Source organism: Winogradskyella wichelsiae (genome assembly GCF_013403925.1).
In the GTDB taxonomy this organism is placed as follows: domain Bacteria; phylum Bacteroidota; class Bacteroidia; order Flavobacteriales; family Flavobacteriaceae; genus Winogradskyella; species Winogradskyella wichelsiae.
This window is the reverse complement of sequence record NZ_JABFDJ010000002.1, coordinates 193,992-216,305: the sequence shown is the minus strand read 5'-3', so window position 1 is coordinate 216,305 and position 22,314 is coordinate 193,992. Positions and strand designations below refer to the sequence as shown.

Here is a 22,314-nt window from a genome sequence, read left to right as displayed (position 1 = left end):
TGATTTCATTTAGTAATTAGGATAATTTTGTTATATTTTTTTGGAATTTATAAATTGGAGTTTCGTTTTGACCGAAATAATTTGAAAATAAAATCATTTAATTATTAATATGATTGTGATATCTGTTATTTTTGTGTAAAATGAAGGTTATGACACTCAATATCATAGATCGCCACAAGCTTATTTTAAAGAAATTAAATGCAGATGGATTTGTGAATGTTACAGACTTAAGCGATGATTTTAAAGTATCCTTAGTTACGATACGAAAGGACCTTAAGCTACTCGAAGAAAAAAAATTATTATTCAGGTCTCATGGAAAGGCAATACCAGTAAATCCTTATATAACTGAAAACCCAGTTAAAATAAAGGAAAAGATAAATGCTAGTGAAAAGAATAGGATTGCTAAAGCTGCAGTGAAAACTTTAGTACCGCATGACAGTATTATTATTGCTTCTGGTACTTCTGTTATTGAATTTGCTAGACGAATAAAACCGCTAGAAGGATTGACTGTTTTGACCGCGTCTTTAAATATTGCGCTTATTTTGTCTAAAATAAAGGAAGTTGACGTTATGCAGTTGGGTGGTATGGTAAGACCAAGCTCTGCTTCAGTAATTGGTCCTATAGGAGAGAAAATGTTAACGGAGTTTACATTTACCAAATTGTTTTTGGGCGTTGATGGTATTGATCTCGATTACGGACTAACAACAACTAATTTAATGGAAGCTTCGCTAAATAAAGAGATGATAAAATCATCTCAGAAAATTATTGTTTTGGCAGATTCATCTAAATTTAATAAGAAAGGATTTGGAAGAATTTGTGAATTAAGCGAAGTAGATCAGATTATTACAGATTCTGGCATTGATAAAAAAACGAAACAGAGGTTATTAGAGTTAGGTGTTGAGTTAACAATCGTTTAATTGATCTAAATATTTAAACAAAAAAAAAGAGTAATCTAATAGATTACTCTTTTTTATAAGCTAAAACTTGTGGTCTTATTTACTCTACTGTTAATGTATACTGAGGAGTTGGATTTAAAGGACAGAAATAAACATACTCGCCTTTAGTTAATGAGGTTACTTTACTTGTCTCTTTTGTATTATTTTCTACAGCCTTAGTGACGTAAGCTGTGCTTATGTGATTTTCTGGCTTAGATGCATCTTTGCCTTTAGGAACTAATACAAAACCAACTTGATGACCAACGTTTTTATTTGCAATCTCAAAGATATAATCGCCTTCTGATAATTTAAGTGATTTTTGAGTAAATTCTCCTGAGGTTTGTTCTAATGAAACTGTTTTAACTTTCATTGCGTCTTGGGCATTTCCTGTTAATGTAAAGGTTAATGCAATAACGATAATTGTGATGATTTTTTTCATTTTGTTTTGAATTTTTAAAGATTATTTTGGATTATAAGTTTTTAATTAAAGAGGTTGTGCTATTGGAAAATCTACAGGTACTTTGGTTGTACTATGTAGGTAATTAGATATTGTTTTATCCCCGACTAGGGCAATAGTATCAATTAAATTTCCTGTTGTGTAACCAGCGTTAAAAAAGTTTTTTAATACTGAGTCGTTGGTTTTACCTCTTGTTTCGGTAATATTTTTAGCTAATCTCGCTAAAGCATCTAATTTGTTATTTATAGAAGAAAATCCAGCTCTTAATTCTAAGATTTGTTCATCTGTAAAGGCGTTCATTTTTGCAATTGCTGTATGAGCTGAAAGACAATAAATACAATCGTTTACTTGACTTACAGCTAGGTTTACAACTTCTTTTTCTTTTGCAGAAAGTGAAGTGTTTGCGTTGGCAAAGGATAGATAGTTTTCTAAAGCAGTGTCGCTATGTGCAAATGTTGCATATAAATTAGGAACAAAACCTAAGGCATTGTCAAGATTGTCAAAGATAACTTGATTATTAGTACTTACTTCTTCTTTGGTTGGGACGTTAATTATATTCATATTTAATATTTTTATTCTGAAATAATTTTCAGAGATTTAATTTTTTTTTGATAATACAAAGTTCTGATTATTAATAGGATTCTAAAATGGTGTTTATTCCCTAGGGCATGTCATTTTTTCCTTTGTTTCTGTTTTAGCTTATAAAGGGTTTTTCTGCATCACAATAGTAGTCATGAATGTGTTTTTGTGCACAATGTGTTTTTGGGCTAATAGTATTTATAACGCGTTTTTTATTGTTTGCGAAGATCTCTATTAGATTGAATATGGATATGTTTTTAAATTTCATCTTTTTATTGTTTTAATATTACAATGCAAAGATGCGATGGAAGCCGATATTATAAAATGAAGAATTTGCCCTAGGGCATGTCAATTTTTCCTAACTTAATGTTTTTAACCGTTTTTTGTACTCAGAAGGAGATAAAGAAGTGTGCTTTTTAAATAAACGACTAAGATGTGAAGCGTCATCAAAACCAATATCATAAGCAATTTCTTTAGCTGTTTTATCGGTGTAACTTAATAAACGCTGTGTTTCTAAAACTATTCGTTCATGTATAATTTGTAATGGACTTCTGTTTAATTTGGCAAAATTATTAGATAAAGTTTTTGGTGATCTAAACAGTTTGTCTGCATAGAATGCAACCCCATGTTCTGTTTTAAAATGTTGTTCAACAAGATAGTTAAACTCTCTTAGTAAGTCTACTTTAGAACTTTTAGGAGTTTCTATGATACCTTCTTTTGCTTTTAATAATCGGGTGCTTTTAATGATAAATCTTGCCATAAGCATCCTAAGCATTTCAGCCTGAATGTTGTCTTTTGTTTCTAATTCATCTATAAAGACTTCATGGAGTGTTTCAAATTTATTTTGTTCAGTTTGGTCTAAATGGATAATGGGAATATTAATATTTCCAAAGAAAAGAATACCTACACAACTAACTTCTTCATCATGATCTTTAACACAATAAAACTCTTGATTAAATTGGTAAATGGTGATATTACTACCATTAATATATTGAAGATATTGAATAGGTGTTAGGGCTAATATACTATGTGGTTGAACCGTAAAAGGAACACTGTCTATGATTAAATCTACAGCTTCAGATTTTGCCCAAATAAAAGTATAGAATTCACTTTGTTTCGCTTTTTTAAAAGGGATCAGGTCAGTTTCATTCCCTATATTAAAAATGGCGTTTGTAGAAAATTCTTTGAAGGCATGTATCATAGTTGAATACTAAGTCTCATAAAAGTATTCTAAATTACAAAAAGGATAAAGTATTTTATAGTCCAATTTTATTTCAATTGTTAAATTTAAAATCAGTAATCAAAGTCCTTACAGGTATCAGAATTTTTTACATGCTTAACTCAACAACAGATCCTTCATTAGCTCTTACATTAAAAACGGTGTTATCTTCAAAAATTAAATACTGTCCTTTTATACCTGCCAGTTTGCCTTTGTACTCGGGTGTCTTAGTTAAATTGAGACTTTTTAATTTTTCAGGGTATTGTGCTACTGGAAATTTAATGTGTGTCTCTGTGTTACCTTCTATAAAATAGGGCAGAGCTTCCTCGGGAATAAAAGCTTTTAATTTTTGTTTCCATTCTAGTAGGTCTTCATCCTTAACATCATTTTTTAACATTGTTCGCCAATTTGTTTTGTCGGCAACATAATCTTTAAGTGCTACTTCAGTTATTCCTGCTAAATATCGATTTGGTACTTCTACAATTTCTACAGCCTCGTGTGCACCTTGGTCAATCCAACGTGTAGGAACTTGACTTTTTCTAGTTACTCCAACTTTTACGTTACTAGAGTTAGCTAAATATACAATATGTGGCTGTAGTTGTACTTTCTTTTCGTAATCTAAATCCCGATCTTCTTTGTTTAAATGTGCAGTACTTAATTCAGGGCGCATTATCCAGTCGCCAGCAAAAGGTTTATCAAAAAAACAAGATTTACAAAAACCTTGTCGGTATATTGGTCTATCTAATCCGCAACTTAAACATTGGTGTCCAATAAGCTTAATTTCAATGGTTTTGTTGAGTAATTGGTTCACATTAATAAAGTCATTTTTAAAGACAAGATAATATTGAATTGGCTCTAAAAATTCAGTTTGCATTTTTGTGAGAACTCCTGAGTAAACCATAAAAGAATTTAGTATTTTTATCATTAATTAATAGCGTAAAGATAGCCAATCCATGCCAATTCCTATTGTAAATTCTATTGCGTCTTGGTTTTTGAAAAAACGATTCCATCAAATAGAATTGTTTTTAAAATACCCTAATGAAGTACAGAATGAATTACTTTTTAGTTTATTAAAGCTCTCAAAAGATACTGAAATAGGTAGGCAATTTGATTTCGATTCTATAAAAAGCTATAAAGATTTTAATGAACGTGTTCCTGTTGTTAATTACGAAGGTTTTCATCCTTTAATTGAACGTTCTAGAAACGGTGAACAAAATATTTTTTGGCCAAGGCCGATTAAATGGTTTGCTAAATCTAGTGGAACCACTAATGCTCAAAGTAAATTTATTCCTGTTAGTTTCGAATCTTTAGAAGACTGTCATTATGCGGCGAGTAAAGATTTGCTGTGCATGTATTTAAATAATAATGAAGATGCTCAACTATTTACGGGGAAGAGTTTGCGTTTGGGTGGAAGTAAAGAACTTTATAAAGAAAACGGAACTGTATTTGGTGATTTAAGTGCTATTCTTATTGATAATATGCCTTTCTGGGCAGAATTTAGTAGCACACCTAGTAATCGTGTTTCTCTGATGAGTGATTGGGAAACTAAAATGCAAGCTATTGTTGAAGAAACAATTGAAGAAAACGTTACCAGTCTTGCGGGTGTTCCCTCATGGATGTTGGTGTTATTAAATAATGTTTTAGATAAAACAGGTAAAGATAGTATTTTTGATATTTGGCCAAATCTAGAAGTTTACTTTCATGGTGGTGTAAGTTTTAATCCTTACGAAGAACAGTATAAAGCCATATTGCCATCTAATAAATTTAGGTATTATGAAATTTATAATGCGTCTGAAGGGTTCTTTGCAATACAAGATCAGAATAATTCTAAGGATTTATTATTAATGCTAGATTATGGTATTTTCTATGAGTTTATACCAATGGATGGTTACGGAACTGAAACACAAAAGGTAATTCCTTTAGGTAATGTAAAATTGAATACCAATTATGCTGTGGTAATCACAACTAATGCAGGTTTATGGAGGTATAAAATTGGTGATACTATTAGGTTTGTAAGCTTAAGTCCTCATAGAATTAGGGTTTCTGGTAGAACAAAACATCATATTAATGCTTTTGGTGAAGAGTTAATTATTGAAAATGCAGAAGAAGCATTTAAAAATGTTTGCAAGCGTACTTTATCTGAAATTGTAGATTACACAGCTGCTCCAATATTTATGGAAGGCAAAGAGAAAGGGGCACACGAGTGGGTTATTGAATTTAAAACTCTGCCAGAAAATATGCCTTATTTTGAAGAGCTTTTTGATAATGCATTAAAATCCTTAAATTCAGATTATGAAGCTAAGCGTTTTAATAATATGACGTTGAACAAACCTAAAATTCATATAGGAAGAGCTAATTTGTTCTATGATTGGATGAGAGATAATAACAAACTTGGGGGGCAGCATAAAGTACCGCGATTATCTAATTCTAGAGTTTATATGGAAGAATTATTACTTCTAAATAATATTTAAAAGCATCTAGTTTTAATATTCTTAAGTAACATATTTAAGACACAGTTGAATTGTGTAGTTAGTTTAGGTAGAATCAACTAATAATAAACATGGCTGGCTTAAACTTAAATTTAAGCGTATAAATTGTCGAAGTATAAATTGAGCTACTATTATTAATTAACCATTTCCTAAAAAAATAAAAAAACCACAATTTCTAAAATTGAAATTGTGGTTTTTTTTATGATGTTTTACTAAAGTTTATGAAACTGCTTTCAATTTCTTTAGTGTCGATTTATTTAGTCGATCCTCAGCATAAGTTTTTGTAACGTTTAGCTTAGTTTCATCAGAGCTAGGTAGATCAAACATAGCCTCAGTTAAGATCTCTTCACAAAGCGATCTTAATCCACGAGCACCAAGTTTATACTCAATGGCTTTACCTACGATGTAATCTAAAGCACCATCAGTAATAGTAAACTCAACTTCATCCATTTCAAACAATTTTTGATATTGTTTAATAATAGCATTTTTTGGTTGCGTTAAAATTGCTCTTAGTGTTTTTGCATCTAAAGGATCCATGTAAGTTAATACTGGTAAACGTCCAATGATTTCAGGGATCAGTCCAAAGTCTTTTAAATCTCTAGGAATGATGTATTGAAGAATATTGTCTTTGTCAACAACCTCTGTTTTCATGGCGCTATAACCAATAGCTTGCATGTTTAGTCGTTTTGTAATTACACGCTCTATACCATCAAAAGCACCACCTGCAATAAATAAAATATTTTCAGTGTTAACTTCAATGAATTTTTGGTCTGGATGTTTACGTCCACCTTTTGGTGGTACGTTAACAACTGTTCCCTCTAAAAGCTTTAATAATGCTTGTTGTACACCTTCACCAGAGACATCTCTAGTAATAGATGGGTTATCGCTTTTACGTGCAATTTTATCAATTTCATCAATAAAAACAATACCACGTTCTGCTTTTTCAAGATTGTAATCTGCTGCTTGTAATAAACGCGTTAATATACTTTCTACATCTTCACCAACATAACCAGCTTCAGTTAGTACCGTTGCATCTACGATTGCTAATGGTACATTTAACATTTTAGCAATAGTTTTTGCCATTAATGTTTTACCAGTACCTGTTTGCCCAACCATAATGATGTTACTTTTTTGAATCTCAATATCATCATCAGTTGCTGGTTGTAATAAACGTTTATAGTGGTTGTATACTGCAACAGACATTACACGTTTAGTGTTTTCTTGTCCTATGATATATTCATCTAAAAAGCCTTTAATTTCCTTAGGCTTCTTAAGCATTAACTCTGCACTTAAATCTGAATTATCAGATTGTTTAGACTCTTCTATTACAATACCGTGTGCTTGTTCAATACAGCGGTCGCAAATATGAGCGTCTAAACCTGCTATAAGCAGACTTGTTTCTGGCTTTTTCCTACCACAAAATGAACATTCTAGTTCTTCCTTTGCCATTTTTATTTTTTTTAATTTCTGCCTAAGCAGAAATCTCATTTTACTTTTAAATTATTAGTCGAAAGTAATGTGACTTACTTGCGTTCTAAAATTTCATCAATCATTCCGTACTTTAGAGCTTCAGGAGAGCGCATCCAATAATCTCTATCTGAATCTTTTTCTACTTGTTCTAAAGTATTACCAGAGTGGTTTGCTATTATTTCGTACAATTCTTCTTTTACTCTAATGGTTTCTTTTAAGGCAATTTGCATGTCACTTAATTGTCCTTGAGTACCACTACTTACCTGATGAATCATTACACGAGAGTGCTTTAAAGCAGAACGCTTTCCTTTTTCTCCAGCACATAATAATACAGCTGCCATAGATGCAGCGATACCTGTACAAATTGTAGCTACATCTGGTTTAACAAATTGCATAGTGTCATAAATACCTAAACCAGCATATACACTTCCTCCTGGAGAGTTAATGTAAATCTGAATATCTTTAACGGCATCTACACTTTGTAAAAATAATAATTGTGCTTGTATAATATTTGCAACTTGATCGTTAACACCTGTTCCTAAAAAGATAATACGATCCATCATTAAACGTGAAAACACATCCATTGAAACCGCATTCATTTGGCGCTCTTCAATAATGTTTGGCGTTAAATTAGTAGGATTCATACTTGTAATTATCTTTTGATAATAATTACCATTGATGCCTTGGTCTTTAGTTGCGAATTTTTCAAATTCTTTTCCGTAATCCATATAAATTCTAATGCTTTTAATTAATGATAAGGTTATTTTTTATACTCTGACAGATGTAAAGTCAGAGTTGCACGAGTTTCAATAAAACATAGTGCTAAAAAAAGCGTAAAACTATTGCAGTTTTACGCCTTAAAGATACTAATAATTTTTAGGTTAACGTTTTCACGGTAATGACATTTTAACTTTTTAAGACTTTGTCTTAAAAAAATTAAAACTAACTATAGAATTCTTTTACAAAATCATCGTAAGTGATCTCTTTAGTCTTTGTGTTAGCCTCTGTCTTATATAAACTTAATAATTTCTGGCTCATTAACTGCTCAGACATACGTTTTACTTCTTCTTGGTTTCCTAAGATACGTGCCGCGATGTCTTCTAATTCTTTATCTGAAGGATTCATTTGACCAAATTGCGCCATTTGACCTTTTATCATTTCCATAGAAAATGACTTTAGTTCTTCAAACTGAACTTGTAAGTTGTGCTTTTGAATTAATTTACCTTCAATAAGTTGGTAGCGCATGCTTTTTTCAGACTTTTCAAATTCTTCTTTAGCTTGCTCTTCTGTCATTACTTCTTCACCTGCTGTTTGCATCCATTTTTGTAAAAATGTAGAAGGTAAATCGAATTTAGTGTTTTCAACTAAGCTCTCAGTAACGTCATTTAATAATTTTTGATCACCTTGTTGTGTAAATTGCTTTTCAGAATCTTCTTTGATTTTATCTTTTAATTCAGATACAGAAGTTACTTTCCCTTCTCCAAATAGCTTATCAAATAATTCTTGATCTAAATCAGCAGCTTCACGTTCGTTAATTTCAGTGATTGTAAAAGTTACCTCAACTTCTAAACCATGAACATCATCATGAGATACTTTTAGGGCATTCATTAAATCGTGATCATCGTTAAATAATCCTTTTGTCTTTAATGTAATAACGTCTCCAACTTTAGCTCCGATAAATTTCTTAGGGTTTGTTTTTCCCTTTAATTTATCTAAAGTAATCATTGTAGTATTATCGATTTCTTTTTCTTCGTTAGCAAAAGTTCCTGTAATTTCAGAAGCTTCAGTAACTTCATTTTGAGAAATGATTTTGCCATATTGCTTTTGGATGTGCTCAATCTGATCATTGATCATCTTGTCATCAGCTACAATATTATAGTGCGTAATAGCTTTTTTACCTTTCAATTCTACTTCGAATTCTGGTGCTAAACCTAATTCAAATTCAAATGTAAATGCTTCAGCATCCCAGTTTAAATCATCTTGTGCTTTTGGTAAAGGATTACCTAAAACATCTAGTTTTTCTTCAACTAAATATTTACCTAGAGCATCTTGTAATAATTTATTTACTTCATCAACCAATACCGCTTTACCATATTGCTTTTTTACCATTCCCATTGGTACGTGGCCTTTTCTAAAACCAGGAATGTTAGCAGACTTACGGTAATCTAATAAGATTTTTTCTACTTTGTCGCTATAGTCTTCTTTAGCGATATCCACTTTTACAACTGCATTTAATGCATCGATATTTTCTCTTGTAATGTTCATTTTTATTGAAACTAAAATTGGGCTGCAAAAATACAATATTTTTTACAACCCAACAATTGTTTTAAATGTTTGGCTTTAAGCTACTTTTTATCATCTTTTAAGAAAGATTGTAATAAAGATTGTAAAATAGACAATAGAATACTAAATAGTAGGGCTGTCCAGAAACTAGAAACACTAAATCCATCGATTAGTTTATCTGCTAGTAATATGATTATAGCATTGATGACTAAAAGGAAAAGACCCAGAGTAAATATTGTTGCAGGCAATGTTAATATAACCAATATAGGTTTTACTAATAAATTAAGGATAGAGATTACAAGGGCTACAATTATAGCGCCTAAATAACCATCTACATTAACGCCGCTAAGAATATTAGCTAATATAAATACGGCTAATGCATTTAGTAAAAGTCTTATTATTAAATTCATGTTTTTTTTATTTTTAATCTATCTAAGATACAAAATTCATTACAGCTGTGTAAAAATCTTTAGGATTCTCTGCATGTAACCAATGCCCGGCATTTGAAATGGTTGTAATTTTAGCATTTGGAAAATGACGATGAATTATAGCTTCATCAGCTTCAGCGATATATTCTGAACGATCTCCTCTAAGAAATAAAGTGTCTTTATTAAAGGTGGCGTGTATAGGAAGTGCTTCTCCAACTTCAGAAACATGCTTTTTTAGAGATTGTAAGTTAATACGTAACCCTAATTGTCCTTTTTTTACCCAATATAAATTTTTGAGCAGAAACATTCGTGTTCCTGTATCACTAACATAGTATCTTAATACTTGGTCTGCTTCTCCTCTTGTTTTAATTGTAGTGAAATCTAATTGACTAAGCCCATCTAAAATAGCATCGTGATGAATAGGGTAGTAGCGAGGCGAAATATCGGCAACAATTAACTTGCTTAACAGTTCGGGGTATTTTGAAGCAAAAAGCATTGCTGTTTTTCCTCCCATAGAATGCCCTAATAAAATAATATCTTCTAAGTTATTGGTTTGGCAATAGGTTTTTAAATCTTCTGCTAATAATTCATAATCAAAATCATCAGAATGAAGACTGCGACCATGGTTACGTTGATCAACAAGGTGAACTTCAAAGTTTGATTCCGAAAAGTGCTTAGCCAAAGTTTTCCAGTTGTCTCCCATTCCTAAGAACCCATGAAGAATAATAAATGGTTTTCCTTCTCCTATTATATTAGAATGTAATGTCATGTTATTTTTCTTTATGAATTTCTTAGGATTATGATTTCAATTTTTTAAGATACATATTAATTACATTCTCAACACCCATGTATAAACTTTCAGCTATTAATGCGTGGCCAATGGATACTTCTAATAGCCCCGTAATGTTTTCTTTGAAGAATTTAATATTATCTAAGGATAAATCGTGACCAGCATTAATGCCCATTTGTAATGTGTTTGCTAAGCCAGCGCATTCCATATATGGGTTAATAGCATCTTTGTTTCCTAAATTATATTGGTGAGCAAATGTTTCTGTATATAATTCAACTCTATCTGCACCTGTAGCTTTTGCTCCTTCTATTTGATGTAAATCCGGATCTACAAATATTGAAGTTCTTATTCCGTTGTCTTTAAATTCTTTAATGACCTCTTCCAAAAAATCCTTATGCTTAATTGTGTCCCAACCTGCGTTAGAAGTTATAGCATCAATAGAGTCTGGTACTAGAGTAACTTGTGTAGGCTTTATTTTTAAAACCATGTCCACAAATTTTGGGATAGGATTACCTTCAATATTATATTCTGTATAAACTTCAGGCTTTAAATCGTATGCATCTTGATAACGAATATGTCTTTCATCTGGCCTTGGGTGAATCGTTATGCCTTCTGCACCAAAGCGTTGAACGTCTTTTGCAAACTGTATTAGATTTGGTACATCTCCGCCTCGGCTATTTCTTAGCGTAGCGATTTTATTTATGTTAACACTTAATTTGGTCATTTGCTTATCATTTGATAATGCAAAAATACAGAACTCAGGTTTAGTTTTAATTGTAATCTTAAAAGTTTCACTTTTGTTTAAAGGTAATATGTGCTTAATAACAAGATTTAATTTAGAGTCTTTAAAGCCGAAACCTTGATTTTAACGTTAAAAGAGAAATTGTATTGAGTTCTCAGGTCAACTCATGATTTTTTGTGTTTATTTTTCAGTAATTTGCATTATATTTTAATACAGTTTTATGGAACTTCACGACTATATAATAAACGATATAAAACCACTAAGTGTTACTGATAAAGTGAGTGATATAAAAATGCTCTTTAATCAGTTAACTTATTCGCATATTCCTATCGAAAAGGACGGTATATATATGGGATGTATTTCGGAAACTGATGCCCATTGTTTTGAGTCTGAAAAAACGATAGAAGATTGCCATTATGCCATAGAAGGTTTTTTTGTTAGACCAGAGACAATTTGGTTAGATGTTTTAGAAGCTTTTGCTCAGAACGATACTAATATAATGCCTATTCTAGACATTAATAATAAGTATCAGGGATATTATGAATTAAACGATGTTATTCACTTATTTAATGAAACACCTTTCTTTGCTGAGCCAGGTGGAATTATAATTGTTGAAAAAGGAATTAACGATTATTCATTTAGTGAAATCAGCCAAATTGTAGAATCTAATGATGCTAAAATATTAGGCGCGTTTGTGTCTAAAATTGAAGGGGAGTTGGCAAGAATAACATTGAAAATAGGAAATGTTAGTTTAAATGAAGTGATTCAAACTTTTAGGCGCTATAGTTATAATGTTATTTCTGGTCATGAAGATGATTCTTATATAGAAAGTTTAAAATCGCGCTCTCAGTATTTAGACAAATACCTTAATATGTAATGATAAAAGTAGCAGTTTACGGTCAGAATTATTCAAAAGAAATTACTCAGCAAGCAGTTGAGAAATTAATAGAAGTCTTGTTAGAAAAAGATGCTGAAGTCTATGTTGAAGAAGCATTTTTAGAAACACAATTTAATCATATTAAAGAAAATTCTAGATTAAGCACGTTTAAGAAATTAGATACAAGTTTTAATTTATTGATAAGTGTTGGGGGTGATGGTACTATTCTAAGAGCTATTACTTATGTTAGAGATTTAAATATTCCTGTTGTTGGTATAAACACTGGTCGTCTAGGTTTTTTAGCGACCATTCAAATAGATGATATACAATCTGCCTTAACAGAAATTTTTAAAGGAGAATACAAAATTTCTGAGCGATCATTGCTTAGTGTCTCAACAGATCCAGAACACGAAGATGTGGTAAATACGCATTTTGCACTAAATGAAATTGCTATAAGTAGAAAAAATACCACTTCTATGATTACAATAGAAACCCATCTCGATGATGAGTTTTTAACTACATATTGGGCCGATGGACTTATTTTGTCTACGCCAACAGGTTCTACAGGGTATTCTTTAAGTTGTGGAGGGCCAGTTATAGCACCTAATGCCGAAAATTTTGTGCTCACAACTATTGCTCCTCATAATTTAAGTGCGCGTCCGTTAGTTATACCAGATAGTAAAACTGTAAAATTAAGAGTGAATGGTAGAGAAGATCAGTTTTTAATGTCTTTAGATTCAAGAATTGTTACACTTTCTAATATTACTACTGTAACGGTTAAAAAAGCTGATTTTGTAATTAAAATGGTAGAACTCTTAGATGAATCTTTCTTAGCAACACTCCGTAAAAAATTACTTTGGGGCGAAGATCGTCGTAACTAAGCACTTCTTAGTACAATAATTACTTCCAAAAGCTGTTTATTTGTAGTACCTATTTGTGTCAAGTTTCTTTACACAAATCAGAATTGTTATATTTGCAAACTTTGAAAAATTTATGAAGTACTTTTTACTGTTTATATTAAGTGTTTTTATCACGAATAACGTTGATGCTCAAATCTATGAGATTGGCGTGTTTGCTGGTGGGAGTAATTTTATTGGAGATGTGGGTGCTACTGATTATATATCACCAAATCAGTTGGCATTGGGTGTTCTGGCAAGATGGAACAGAAGTCCGAGACATTCCTTTAGAGCTTCCATAATATTTTCAGAATTAAATGGTGATGATTTAAAGTCTGACGATCCAAGAAGGCAAGAACGTGGGTACGAGTTTAATTCAAACATCATAGAGCTTTCAGCAGGTATGGAGTTTACATTTTTAGATTTCGATCTGCATTCTTCGGGGATGAAAGGAACTCCTTATCTATATTCAGGAATAACGCTAACAAGTCATGATAATTATTATTTTTCTAACACAGGAGAATATACTTCAGAAGATACATCCAGTTGGGCTTTAGGTATTCCTATGGCATTAGGTTATAAAACAAACATTAGCAATCATATTATTTTAGCAGCAGAAATTGGCGCACGTTATACCTTTTCTGATGAATTAGATGGTAGTGTTCCAGATTCAGTTGATCTAGAATCATTAAGTTTTGGAAATACAAATAATAATGATTGGTATATGTTTTCAGGAATTACATTAACTTACACCTTTGGCAGAAGACCATGCTATTGCAATTTTTAAATGAGCTTAAGAGAACAAATAAATATAGAGAAGTTGCCCAATCATATAGCAATTATTATGGATGGGAATGGTCGTTGGGCTAAACAACAAGGCTTATTGCGTGTTATAGGTCATGAAAACGGAACAAAATCTGTTAGACAAACCGTTGAAAGCTGTGCCAAATTAGGAATTAAGAATTTAACGCTTTATGCATTTTCTACAGAGAATTGGAACAGGCCAAAATTAGAAGTTCAAACTTTAATGAAGCTTTTAGTAAAGTCTCTTAAGAAAGAAATAAAAACTTTACAAGACAATAATATTAAGTTAGGTGCTATTGGGTGTTTAAATGATTTACCTAAGAAAGCTCATCTAGAACTCTTGGATGTCATTGAGAAAACCAAAAATAATACGAGAATGACATTAACACTAGCGCTTAGCTATGGTTCTCGTGAGGAAATTGTTAATGTTATTAAGGAATTATCAGTTAAAGTTAAAAATAATATAATTTCTTCTGAAAGTATTGACGAATCAATTATTAATAAGCATCTTTACACGCAAAATTTACCAGACGTAGACCTACTTATACGTACAAGTGGGGAGCAGCGTATAAGTAACTTTTTGCTATGGCAAATAGCTTACGCAGAATTATATTTTACAGATATTTTATGGCCAGATTTTAAAAAAGAAGATCTATACGAGGCCCTTATAAATTATCAAAACAGAGAACGAAGATTTGGAAAAACAAGCGAACAACTTACCTAATTACGTAGTATTGAATTCATTTATTAAAAGAATTTTTATTGCGTTCCTTTTTACAATTTCAATTAGTAGTTACGGTCAAGTAGAAGACGGTGAGACTTATCTAATAAAGGAAATTAATGTTACTGGAAACACTAATTTTAGTGCTCAAACTATCATTGCCTATTCTAAACTTAGAAAAGATGAAGAAATTCAAGTTGGTGGAGAAAAGATAGCCAATGCCGTAAAAACATTATGGAAATCTAACTTGTTTAGTAGTATTGATATTTATATAACTAATATAGAAGGAAAAACTGCTAATTTAGAAATTAATCTTAGTGATCTTCCGGAGTTAAAAGAGTTAACTATTGAAGGTGTAAAGAAAAACAAAAAGGAAGAGATTATAAATGAAAATAAACTTAAGCCAGGGCAAAAAGTTACCGAAAACTTAATCGCAACAACTAAAAATTACCTTACTAATAAATACAGAAAAAAAGGGTTTTTAAATACAGATGTTAAAATTATAACTTCAGCAGTTGTTGATTCTATAGAAAAAGAGCGTGTTGATATGCGCCTCGTTATTGATAAAGGTGAGAAAGTAAAAATAAAGTCAATTAATTTTGAAGGTAATGAGAAAATTACTGACAAAAAGCTTCGTAAAGCAATGAAAAGTACGAAGCAAAAAATGTTTTTAAGAATTTTAAAACGTTCTAAATACATTGAAGATGAATTCAGAACCGATCTAATTAGTGTTGTAGATTATTATAAAGAAAATGGTTACAGAGATGCTAGAATCATATCTGATTCTATTTCATATTTAGATGACAAAACTATTAGTTTAGATATTAAAGTAGAAGAAGGAGATAAATATACTTTTGGTAAGATAACTTTTGTTGGAAACACAGTATACACAGATCAGCAATTATCTCTGTTACTCGGAATTAAAGAGGGTGACACCTATAATGGAGTTGAATTAAGAGAAAGAATTGCAGATGAGAGTAATCCAGATGCAAATGATATAACAAACGCTTATCAGAATTATGGATATATGTTTTCTAGTATTAATCCAGTAGAGGTTAGTGCAGAAGGGAATGTTATAGACATGGAGATTCGTGTCGTTGAAGGTAAACCTGCATATTACAATAATATTACAGTAGTCGGTAATGATATTACTAATGATCATGTTATTTATAGAGAAATTAGAACACGTCCAGGTGAGCTTTATAAAAAATCTCAAATAATTAGAACAATTAGAGAACTTGGTCAATTAGGATTTTTTGATGCACAACAGATTGTACCAAATGTTAAAAACCCAAACCCAGTAGACGGAACATTAGATGTTGAGTATTCTGTTGTAGAACAAGGATCTAGTCAGATACAACTACAAGGTGGTTATGGTGGTGGTGGTTTCATTGGTACCTTAGGGCTGTCATTTAACAACTTTTCAATAAGAGATGTCTTTAAAAAAGATGCTTATAAGCCTGTACCTAGAGGTGATGGTCAAAGCTTAGCTTTAAGGCTTCAGGCGAGTCAATATTTTCAGACCTATAGTTTTTCTTTTAGTGAGCCATGGTTAGGTGGTAAAAAACCTTTTCAATTATCATCTTCACTTTCGTATTCAAGACAATTCTTATATAATTCGTCAACTGGAAGTGCAGATAGAGATAGTAGTTTCAATATTACAGGTTTAACTTTAGGGCTGTCAACTAGATTATCAGAACCAGATGATTATTTTGTGTTATCTCAGGCGGTAAGTTATCAACATTATGATCTAAAAAATTATAACACTGGTCTATTTACATTTGGTGATGGTTCTGCAAATAACTTATCTTATACTATTGGTTTAAGTAGAAATAACCTTTACACAGACCCGATATATCCAACAGGTGGATCTAATATATCTGTATCAGCCAAATTTTCATTCCCATATTCATTGGTTAACGGTGTAGATTATGAAGCTTTAGCTGAAGAAAGAGAAGATTCAAATACTACAGCTGAAAGAATTTCAGAGATTGATCAAGAACGTTTTAAATGGTTAGAGTTTTATAAGATTAAATTTAAAGCAGATTGGTATCAAGCTTTAACTAAAAAGCTTGTTTTACGCCCAAGTGTTGAATTTGGATTCCTTGGAGCTTATAATAATGATCGTGGTGTAATTCCTTTTGAACGTTTCTTCTTAGGTGGAGATGGTTTAGCAAACTACTCATTAGATGGTAGAGAAGTTATTCAATTGCGTGGTTATCCTAATCAATCACTTTCAGATACAGACGGTGGATCTATTTATAATAAATTCTCATTAGAGCTTCGTTACCCTATTACTTTAGGCGCACAAGCTAAGATATATGCTTTATCATTTGTAGAAGCCGGTTCTTCTGTAAATGAATTTAAAGACTTTGACCCTTTCAAACTTCAAAGATCTGCAGGTTTTGGTCTAAGGATTTTTATGCCAGCATTTGGTTTACTTGGTATTGACTTTGGTCATGCATTTGATGAGTCTCCTTTTGGAACTACGGTTAAAAATTGGGAAACACACTTTATAATAGGGCAACAATTTTAAGTTTGGCATGATATTTTCTAATATCTAAATAAGTATTTCATCACATTGTTAAAATTTTTAAGAATATATTTCGTTAAATTTGAAGATTAGTAACTCTAACTTGATTACACAATTAGTTTTACAATTAAATTGTCTCAAAATATGAAAATTAAAATGATGAAATTTAAAGTTCTTTTTTTACTAATAGTTGTTGTTATGGGCTTCAGTGCAAATGCGCAACGTGGAGTTAGAATAGGTTATATAGATACAGAATACATATTACAAAATGTTCCTGAATATCAAGAAGCTAATTCTCAGTTAGCTAAAAAAGTACAACAGTGGAAGTCTGAGATTGAAACAAAGCTTAATGCTATTCAACAGAAAAAAAATGAACTCGATAATGAAAGTGTTTTACTAACAAAAGAATTATATGATGAGCGTTTTGAAGATATTTCATTTGAAGAAGCTGAAGTTTTAGACTATCAACAAAAACGTTTTGGGCCAGAAGGTGATTTAATGATTCAGAAACGTCAGTTGATTGAACCTATACAAGATCAAATTTTTGCAGCAGTTCAAGAAATTGCAGAAACTAAAAGTTATGATTTTGTATTTGATAGATCTGCAGATGTTGTTATGTTATATTCCGCTGAACGTTACGATATGAGTGAGCAGGTTTTAAGAACTATTACCAGAACGTCGAAACGTACACAAGCTAAGAATAAAAAAGAACGTAAAGCTTTAGAAGAAGAGGAAGTGGTGCCAGAGGTAAATGGAGATAAGGATGCGCGTCAACAAGCATTAGAAGATCGTAAAGCACAACGAGAAAGTCAATTGGCAGCCAAACGTGCAGAACGTGAAAAGGCAGTTGAAGAGAGAAAGAAAGCACAAGAGGAGCTTAGAGCAACTAGAGCGAAAGAAGCTGAAGAAAGAAGACAAGCTATTGAAGATGCCAAACGCATTAGTTCAGATGAAAAATCTAGTGAAGTTGAATCTAAAAGGATAGAAACAGATAGTCTAACATCTAAGGTTAAGCAAATAATTAAAACAGATAGTACAAAAGTTAATACAGTTGAAAAGAGTGATTCATTATCTCTATTAGAACCTAAAACGGCCAAAGAAATAGCAACGGAAGAACGTGCTAAAAAATTGAAGGAAAGAGAAGCTAGACAGAGAGAATTAGAAGAAAGAAAACAAAAAATTATAGAACAACGCTTACAGGCAAGAAAAGAGCGTGAAGAACAAGTTATAAGAAATGATTCTATAGCGAAAGCTAAGAAAAACGAAGAGAATAATTAATAATACATTAAAATCAATTTAAATCAAATGAAACATTTAAAATCTTTATTATTTGCAGCAGTACTTTTTATTGGAGCTACAAGTTATACTTCTGCGCAGAGTAGTGTTGCTCATATTAATAAGCAAGAATTAATTAAAGCAATGCCAGCTTATGCTCAAGCACAAGCTGAGCTTGAAAGATTAGGTAAAACATATGAGGCTGATATTCAAACTTCAATTAAAGAATTAGATATTAAGTTAAAGCAATATAATGCTGAAGCTGAAACTAAGACAGAAGAAGAAAACATGAAGCGTATGCAAGAAGTTGAAGGCATTAAGCAAAGCTTAGGTGAGTTTCAGCAACAAGCTCAGAAAGATTTGCAAGAAAAAGAATTTAATCTTTTAAAGCCTATCGTAGAAAAGGCTGATAACGCAATTAAAGCTGTTGCAAAAGCTCAAGGTATTAAGTATGTTGTAGATTCTGCAATGCTTATTGTAGCCGATGGAAAAGATCTTATGGCAGATGTTAAGAAGCAATTAGCGATGTAATCTTTAATAAAATAATTATTTAGAAAGTCGCTTTTATTATAAAGCGACTTTTTATTTTTGTAGTCATGAGTAATAAACAACCTATCGGTATATTTGATTCTGGTATTGGTGGATCTTCAATATTTAAAGAGATTCATGCACTATTGCCAAATGAAAGTTGTGTTTATTTAGCAGATAGTATAAATGCACCATACGGAAATAAATCTAGAGAAGATATTCTTAGACTCAGTATTAAGAATACGGAATATCTGATTAATACAGGATGCAAAATTATTGTGATAGCCTGTAATACGGCTACTACAAATGCTATTGATTACTTAAGAGCAAATTATAGTATTCCATTTATAGGAATAGAACCAGCAATTAAACCAGCAGCTTTAAATACGCAAACTAAAGCAATTGGTATTTTAGCTACAAAAGGCACTTTAAGTAGTCAACTTTTTCATAAAACTACGGATCTTTATTCAGAAAGAATTAAGATTATAGAACAAGTAGGTGATGGTATTGTACCATTAATAGAAGCAGGTCAACTTAATTCGGTAGAGTTGCAGTCTCTTTTAGAAATTTATTTAAAGCCTATGTTAGAGCAAAATATTGATTACCTAGTGCTAGGTTGCACGCATTACCCATATCTCATACCTATGCTCTCTAAAATGCTTCCAGAGCATATTAAAATAATTGATTCAGGTAGGGCTGTAGCAAATCAAACAAACTTAGTGTTAGCATCTCAAGACTTGCTTAATACTTATTCAGAAATTCCAAAAATTGAATTTTTTTCAAATAGTGATATTACGGTTCTAAATGCAATATTGGAAAATAAATTCAATGTAAATCATTTAAAATTTTAGTAAGGTTCATTAAGTTTTATATACTAAGACCTTATGAAATTACTATTTATATATAACGCAAATTCAGGAAAGTTAAATGGCTTATTCGATATTGGCCATAAGTTATTAAGTCCCTCAACATACCAATGCAGTCTTTGTGCACTAACACATGATGTTTTTAAGGAAAATACAACATGGAAGAACTTTAGAGCGGAAAGTCAGTTTCAAATGGAATTTTATCATAAAGATGAATTTGAAACTAAATTTCCTAAAGTAAAGCTTAATTATCCTACAGTTTTAAAACTTGAAATGACACAGTTTACTACGGTTCTAACTCCAGATATATTAACGGAAATTTCTTCTGTAGATACTTTAATTGAAAAATTAAAAGAGAGTCTTTAGATTTTTATAAAGATTAAGATTTCATTCCCCTTTTTACTCTTCTTTAAACCAGCTCGAGTATTCAACGTAATTGTTTGCGATACGATCAATTTCTCCTGAAATCAATTCTTTACTAATATCTTTTACTTTTTTGGCAGGAACACCAGCATAAATGCTTCCAGATTTTACGATTGTATTTTTAGTTACCACAGCCCCTGCAGCGATGATGCTATTGCTTTCAATAACGCAATCGTCCATAATAATGCTACCCATGCCTATAAGCACGTTATCTTGAATCGTACAGCCATGCACCATTGCATTGTGGCCAATAGAGACATTATTACCGATTATTGTTGGTGATTTCTGATATGTGGCATGTATGATAGCTCCGTCTTGGATGTTTACCTTGTTTCCAATTTTTATGTAGTGCACATCCCCTCTAATTACGGCATTAAACCAAACACTACATTGGCTTCCTAATATAACGTCTCCAACAATAGTTGCATTCTCTGCAACGTAGCAATCTTCTGGGATTTGAGGATGTTTTCCTTGTACAGTTTTTATAAGTGGCATAACTTCTTTTTTAGTGAATTATTATACCTTAAAGATAAAATGAAAAACTCGAATATGATAAAATAAGACACAAAAAAGAGTAGCATATTTGCTACTCTTTAATCTTAAATTTTATGAATGAGAAAACTATACGTTTTCAGCATCTCTTAAGCCTTGAATATATTCAGCTTTCTGAATTTCTCTTCTTCTTGTTACAGAAGGTTTAGCGAAATAACGCTTTTCTCTTAAGTTCTGCATAATTTGCACATTTCTGTGTTTACGCTTGTAACGCTTAAGTGCACGTTCTATATTTTCTCCTTCTTTGATTTCGATTTTAATCATTATATCGATATATTTTTGTTAACTAATTCTTGCAAATGGTCGGCAAATATACTTTAACTATTTGAAAATAAAAAATTAATTGAAACTTTTAAACATTTATTTTCATATTTAAAAGTTTCAACTCTAAAAATAACAGTCTAAACCTAAACTATTAGCAGTGTGACCTATGTTTCAGACTTTAAAAATAGATTTATTCTGAAACAGTTAATCTATCCTAAATATGTTTTTAAGATTTTACTCTTACTTGCGTGTCTTAATCTACGGATTCCTTTTTCTCTAATTTGTCTTACACGTTCGCGTGTTAAATCGTAGATGCTTCCAATTTCTTCCAATGTCATTGGTGGTTGATCTCCAATACCGAAGTTTAAACGAATAACGTCGCTTTCCTTCTGTGTCAATGTTTCTAAAGCACGTTCTACTTCTACATTTAATGACTCACGCATTAAATCGTGATCTGGTCTTGGTGATTCACCAGAGCTTACTACATCATATAAACTAAACGTCTCCCCGTCTTTTAATGGAGCATCCATAGAAAGGTGACGACCAGAGTTTTTCATAGATTGTTTTACTTCACGAACACTAAGATCTAGTTCGCCAGCAATCTCATCTGCATTTGGTGGTCTTTGGTTTATTTGTTCTAAATGAGAAAAGGCTTTATTAATCTTATTAATAGTACCAATTTTATTTAAAGGCAAACGTACAATACGAGACTGCTCAGCTAAAGCTTGTAAAATAGCTTGTCTAATCCACCATACAGCATAAGAAATAAACTTAAAACCTCTAGTTTCATCAAAGCGCTTTGCTGCTTTTACCAAACCTGCATTACCTTCATTAATTAAATCGGGTAACTTTAATCCTTGATTCTGGTATTGTTTTGCAACTGAAACAACAAATCTAAGGTTGGCTGTTGTTAATTTATCTAGTGCAGCTTGATCACCTTTTTTAATAAGTTGTGCTAATTCCACTTCTTCATCAGCAGTTATCAACGGAATCTTACTGATGTCTTGTAGATATTTATCTAAAGATTTATCTTCCCTATTGGTAACCTGCTTGGTGATTTTTAATTGCCTCATGTATCCTTTGAAATTTTGTGAACCTTCAATGTAACCTAATTATTAAGAATTCCAAAAAATTGTGCATTTATTAACACAATTTAGGGAAATTTATTTATTTTATGCGATGA

General features: G+C 31.5%; 24 protein-coding genes. 11 read left to right on the top strand and 13 right to left on the bottom strand.

All coding sequences use genetic code 11. From position 1 onward, the window contains the following. Positions 1–149 precede the first annotated feature (149 nt). Entirely contained in the window at positions 150–917 is a 768-nt protein-coding gene (locus tag HM985_RS04620; protein ID WP_179375130.1) for a DeoR/GlpR family DNA-binding transcription regulator, read from the top strand. Between the two features lie 79 nt (positions 918–996). Here HM985_RS04620 and HM985_RS04615 read toward each other — a convergent pair whose 3' ends face one another. The 4 genes from HM985_RS04615 to HM985_RS04600 all read right to left on the bottom strand — a co-directional run bounded on the left by HM985_RS04615 (position 997) and on the right by HM985_RS04600 (position 4,091). Then, a complete protein-coding gene (locus HM985_RS04615; protein WP_179375129.1) occupies positions 997–1,374 on the bottom strand; it encodes a cupredoxin domain-containing protein in 378 nt (125 codons plus the stop codon). Positions 1,375–1,419: 45 nt separating this feature from the next. Next, positions 1,420–1,953, bottom strand: a complete 534-nt coding sequence (locus HM985_RS04610) for a carboxymuconolactone decarboxylase family protein (RefSeq protein ID WP_179375128.1) — start codon at positions 1,951–1,953, stop codon at positions 1,420–1,422. Between the two features lie 376 nt (positions 1,954–2,329). Further along, positions 2,330–3,172: an AraC family transcriptional regulator gene (locus tag HM985_RS04605; RefSeq protein ID WP_179375127.1), complete on the bottom strand. Its 843-nt coding sequence runs from the start codon at positions 3,170–3,172 to the stop codon at positions 2,330–2,332. Positions 3,173–3,299: 127 nt separating this feature from the next. Then, positions 3,300–4,091 (bottom strand): DUF2797 domain-containing protein, encoded by a 792-nt coding sequence (locus HM985_RS04600; RefSeq protein ID WP_179375604.1) that lies wholly within the window; start codon positions 4,089–4,091, stop codon positions 3,300–3,302. 52 nt (positions 4,092–4,143) lie between these two features. Between HM985_RS04600 and HM985_RS04595 the strand changes: the two genes are divergently transcribed. Next, complete coding sequence (locus HM985_RS04595) at positions 4,144–5,661, top strand: GH3 auxin-responsive promoter family protein (RefSeq protein ID WP_179375126.1); 1,518 nt, start codon at positions 4,144–4,146, stop codon at positions 5,659–5,661. 237 nt (positions 5,662–5,898) lie between these two features. Here the strand turns inward: HM985_RS04595 and clpX are convergent, their stop codons facing one another. The 6 genes from clpX to HM985_RS04565 all read right to left on the bottom strand — a co-directional run bounded on the left by clpX (position 5,899) and on the right by HM985_RS04565 (position 11,374). Beyond that, positions 5,899–7,128 (bottom strand): ATP-dependent Clp protease ATP-binding subunit ClpX, encoded by a 1,230-nt coding sequence (gene clpX, locus HM985_RS04590; protein ID WP_179375125.1) that lies wholly within the window; start codon positions 7,126–7,128, stop codon positions 5,899–5,901. A 74-nt stretch (positions 7,129–7,202) separates the two neighbouring features. Continuing rightward, positions 7,203–7,877, bottom strand: a complete 675-nt coding sequence (locus tag HM985_RS04585; protein WP_179375124.1) for an ATP-dependent Clp protease proteolytic subunit — start codon at positions 7,875–7,877, stop codon at positions 7,203–7,205. Between the two features lie 214 nt (positions 7,878–8,091). Further along, entirely contained in the window at positions 8,092–9,414 is a 1,323-nt protein-coding gene (gene tig, locus HM985_RS04580) for a trigger factor (RefSeq protein ID WP_179375123.1), read from the bottom strand. 80 nt (positions 9,415–9,494) lie between these two features. Then, entirely contained in the window at positions 9,495–9,842 is a 348-nt protein-coding gene (locus HM985_RS04575) for a phage holin family protein (RefSeq protein WP_179375122.1), read from the bottom strand. Between the two features lie 22 nt (positions 9,843–9,864). After that, on the bottom strand, positions 9,865–10,629 hold the full coding sequence (locus HM985_RS04570; RefSeq protein WP_179375121.1) for an alpha/beta fold hydrolase: 765 nt from the start codon (positions 10,627–10,629) through the stop codon (positions 9,865–9,867). A 28-nt stretch (positions 10,630–10,657) separates the two neighbouring features. Further along, complete coding sequence (locus tag HM985_RS04565) at positions 10,658–11,374, bottom strand: pyridoxine 5'-phosphate synthase (RefSeq protein WP_179375120.1); 717 nt, start codon at positions 11,372–11,374, stop codon at positions 10,658–10,660. A 238-nt stretch (positions 11,375–11,612) separates the two neighbouring features. Here HM985_RS04565 and HM985_RS04560 point away from each other — a divergent pair, with 238 nt between their 5' ends. From HM985_RS04560 to HM985_RS04520, 9 genes are all read left to right on the top strand, one after another. Then, positions 11,613–12,269: a CBS domain-containing protein gene (locus HM985_RS04560; protein WP_179375119.1), complete on the top strand. Its 657-nt coding sequence runs from the start codon at positions 11,613–11,615 to the stop codon at positions 12,267–12,269. A 2-nt stretch (positions 12,270–12,271) separates the two neighbouring features. Next, the gene (locus tag HM985_RS04555; RefSeq protein ID WP_179375603.1) at positions 12,272–13,150 is read left to right on the top strand and encodes an NAD kinase; all 879 of its coding nucleotides are present in this window, start codon (positions 12,272–12,274) and stop codon (positions 13,148–13,150) included. Positions 13,151–13,262: 112 nt separating this feature from the next. After that, positions 13,263–13,952, top strand: a complete 690-nt coding sequence (gene porG / locus HM985_RS04550; protein ID WP_179375118.1) for a type IX secretion system protein PorG — start codon at positions 13,263–13,265, stop codon at positions 13,950–13,952. Next, positions 13,953–14,693 (top strand): isoprenyl transferase, encoded by a 741-nt coding sequence (locus tag HM985_RS04545; RefSeq protein ID WP_179375117.1) that lies wholly within the window; start codon positions 13,953–13,955, stop codon positions 14,691–14,693. After that, positions 14,665–17,226, top strand: coding sequence for an outer membrane protein assembly factor BamA (gene bamA, locus HM985_RS04540; RefSeq protein ID WP_179375116.1), 2,562 nt, complete (start codon positions 14,665–14,667; stop codon positions 17,224–17,226). Before HM985_RS04545 ends, bamA begins: the two co-directional genes overlap by 29 nt. Positions 17,227–17,367: 141 nt before the next feature. After that, the gene (locus HM985_RS04535; protein ID WP_246284956.1) at positions 17,368–18,501 is read left to right on the top strand and encodes an OmpH family outer membrane protein; all 1,134 of its coding nucleotides are present in this window, start codon (positions 17,368–17,370) and stop codon (positions 18,499–18,501) included. A 27-nt stretch (positions 18,502–18,528) separates the two neighbouring features. Further along, complete coding sequence (locus tag HM985_RS04530) at positions 18,529–19,029, top strand: OmpH family outer membrane protein (RefSeq protein ID WP_179375115.1); 501 nt, start codon at positions 18,529–18,531, stop codon at positions 19,027–19,029. Between the two features lie 65 nt (positions 19,030–19,094). After that, on the top strand, positions 19,095–19,877 hold the full coding sequence (gene murI / locus HM985_RS04525; protein ID WP_179375114.1) for a glutamate racemase: 783 nt from the start codon (positions 19,095–19,097) through the stop codon (positions 19,875–19,877). Between the two features lie 33 nt (positions 19,878–19,910). Next, entirely contained in the window at positions 19,911–20,258 is a 348-nt protein-coding gene (locus HM985_RS04520; RefSeq protein ID WP_179375113.1) for a GTPase, read from the top strand. A gap of 33 nt (positions 20,259–20,291) precedes the next feature. On the opposite strand, the gene HM985_RS04515 is transcribed toward HM985_RS04520, so the two are convergent. From HM985_RS04515 to HM985_RS04505, 3 genes are all read right to left on the bottom strand, one after another. Continuing rightward, positions 20,292–20,810: a gamma carbonic anhydrase family protein gene (locus HM985_RS04515; RefSeq protein ID WP_179375112.1), complete on the bottom strand. Its 519-nt coding sequence runs from the start codon at positions 20,808–20,810 to the stop codon at positions 20,292–20,294. Between the two features lie 126 nt (positions 20,811–20,936). Then, the gene (gene rpsU / locus HM985_RS04510; RefSeq protein ID WP_173587106.1) at positions 20,937–21,131 is read right to left on the bottom strand and encodes a 30S ribosomal protein S21; all 195 of its coding nucleotides are present in this window, start codon (positions 21,129–21,131) and stop codon (positions 20,937–20,939) included. A 209-nt stretch (positions 21,132–21,340) separates the two neighbouring features. Beyond that, positions 21,341–22,204, bottom strand: coding sequence for a sigma-70 family RNA polymerase sigma factor (locus HM985_RS04505; RefSeq protein ID WP_179375111.1), 864 nt, complete (start codon positions 22,202–22,204; stop codon positions 21,341–21,343). Positions 22,205–22,314 lie beyond the last annotated feature (110 nt).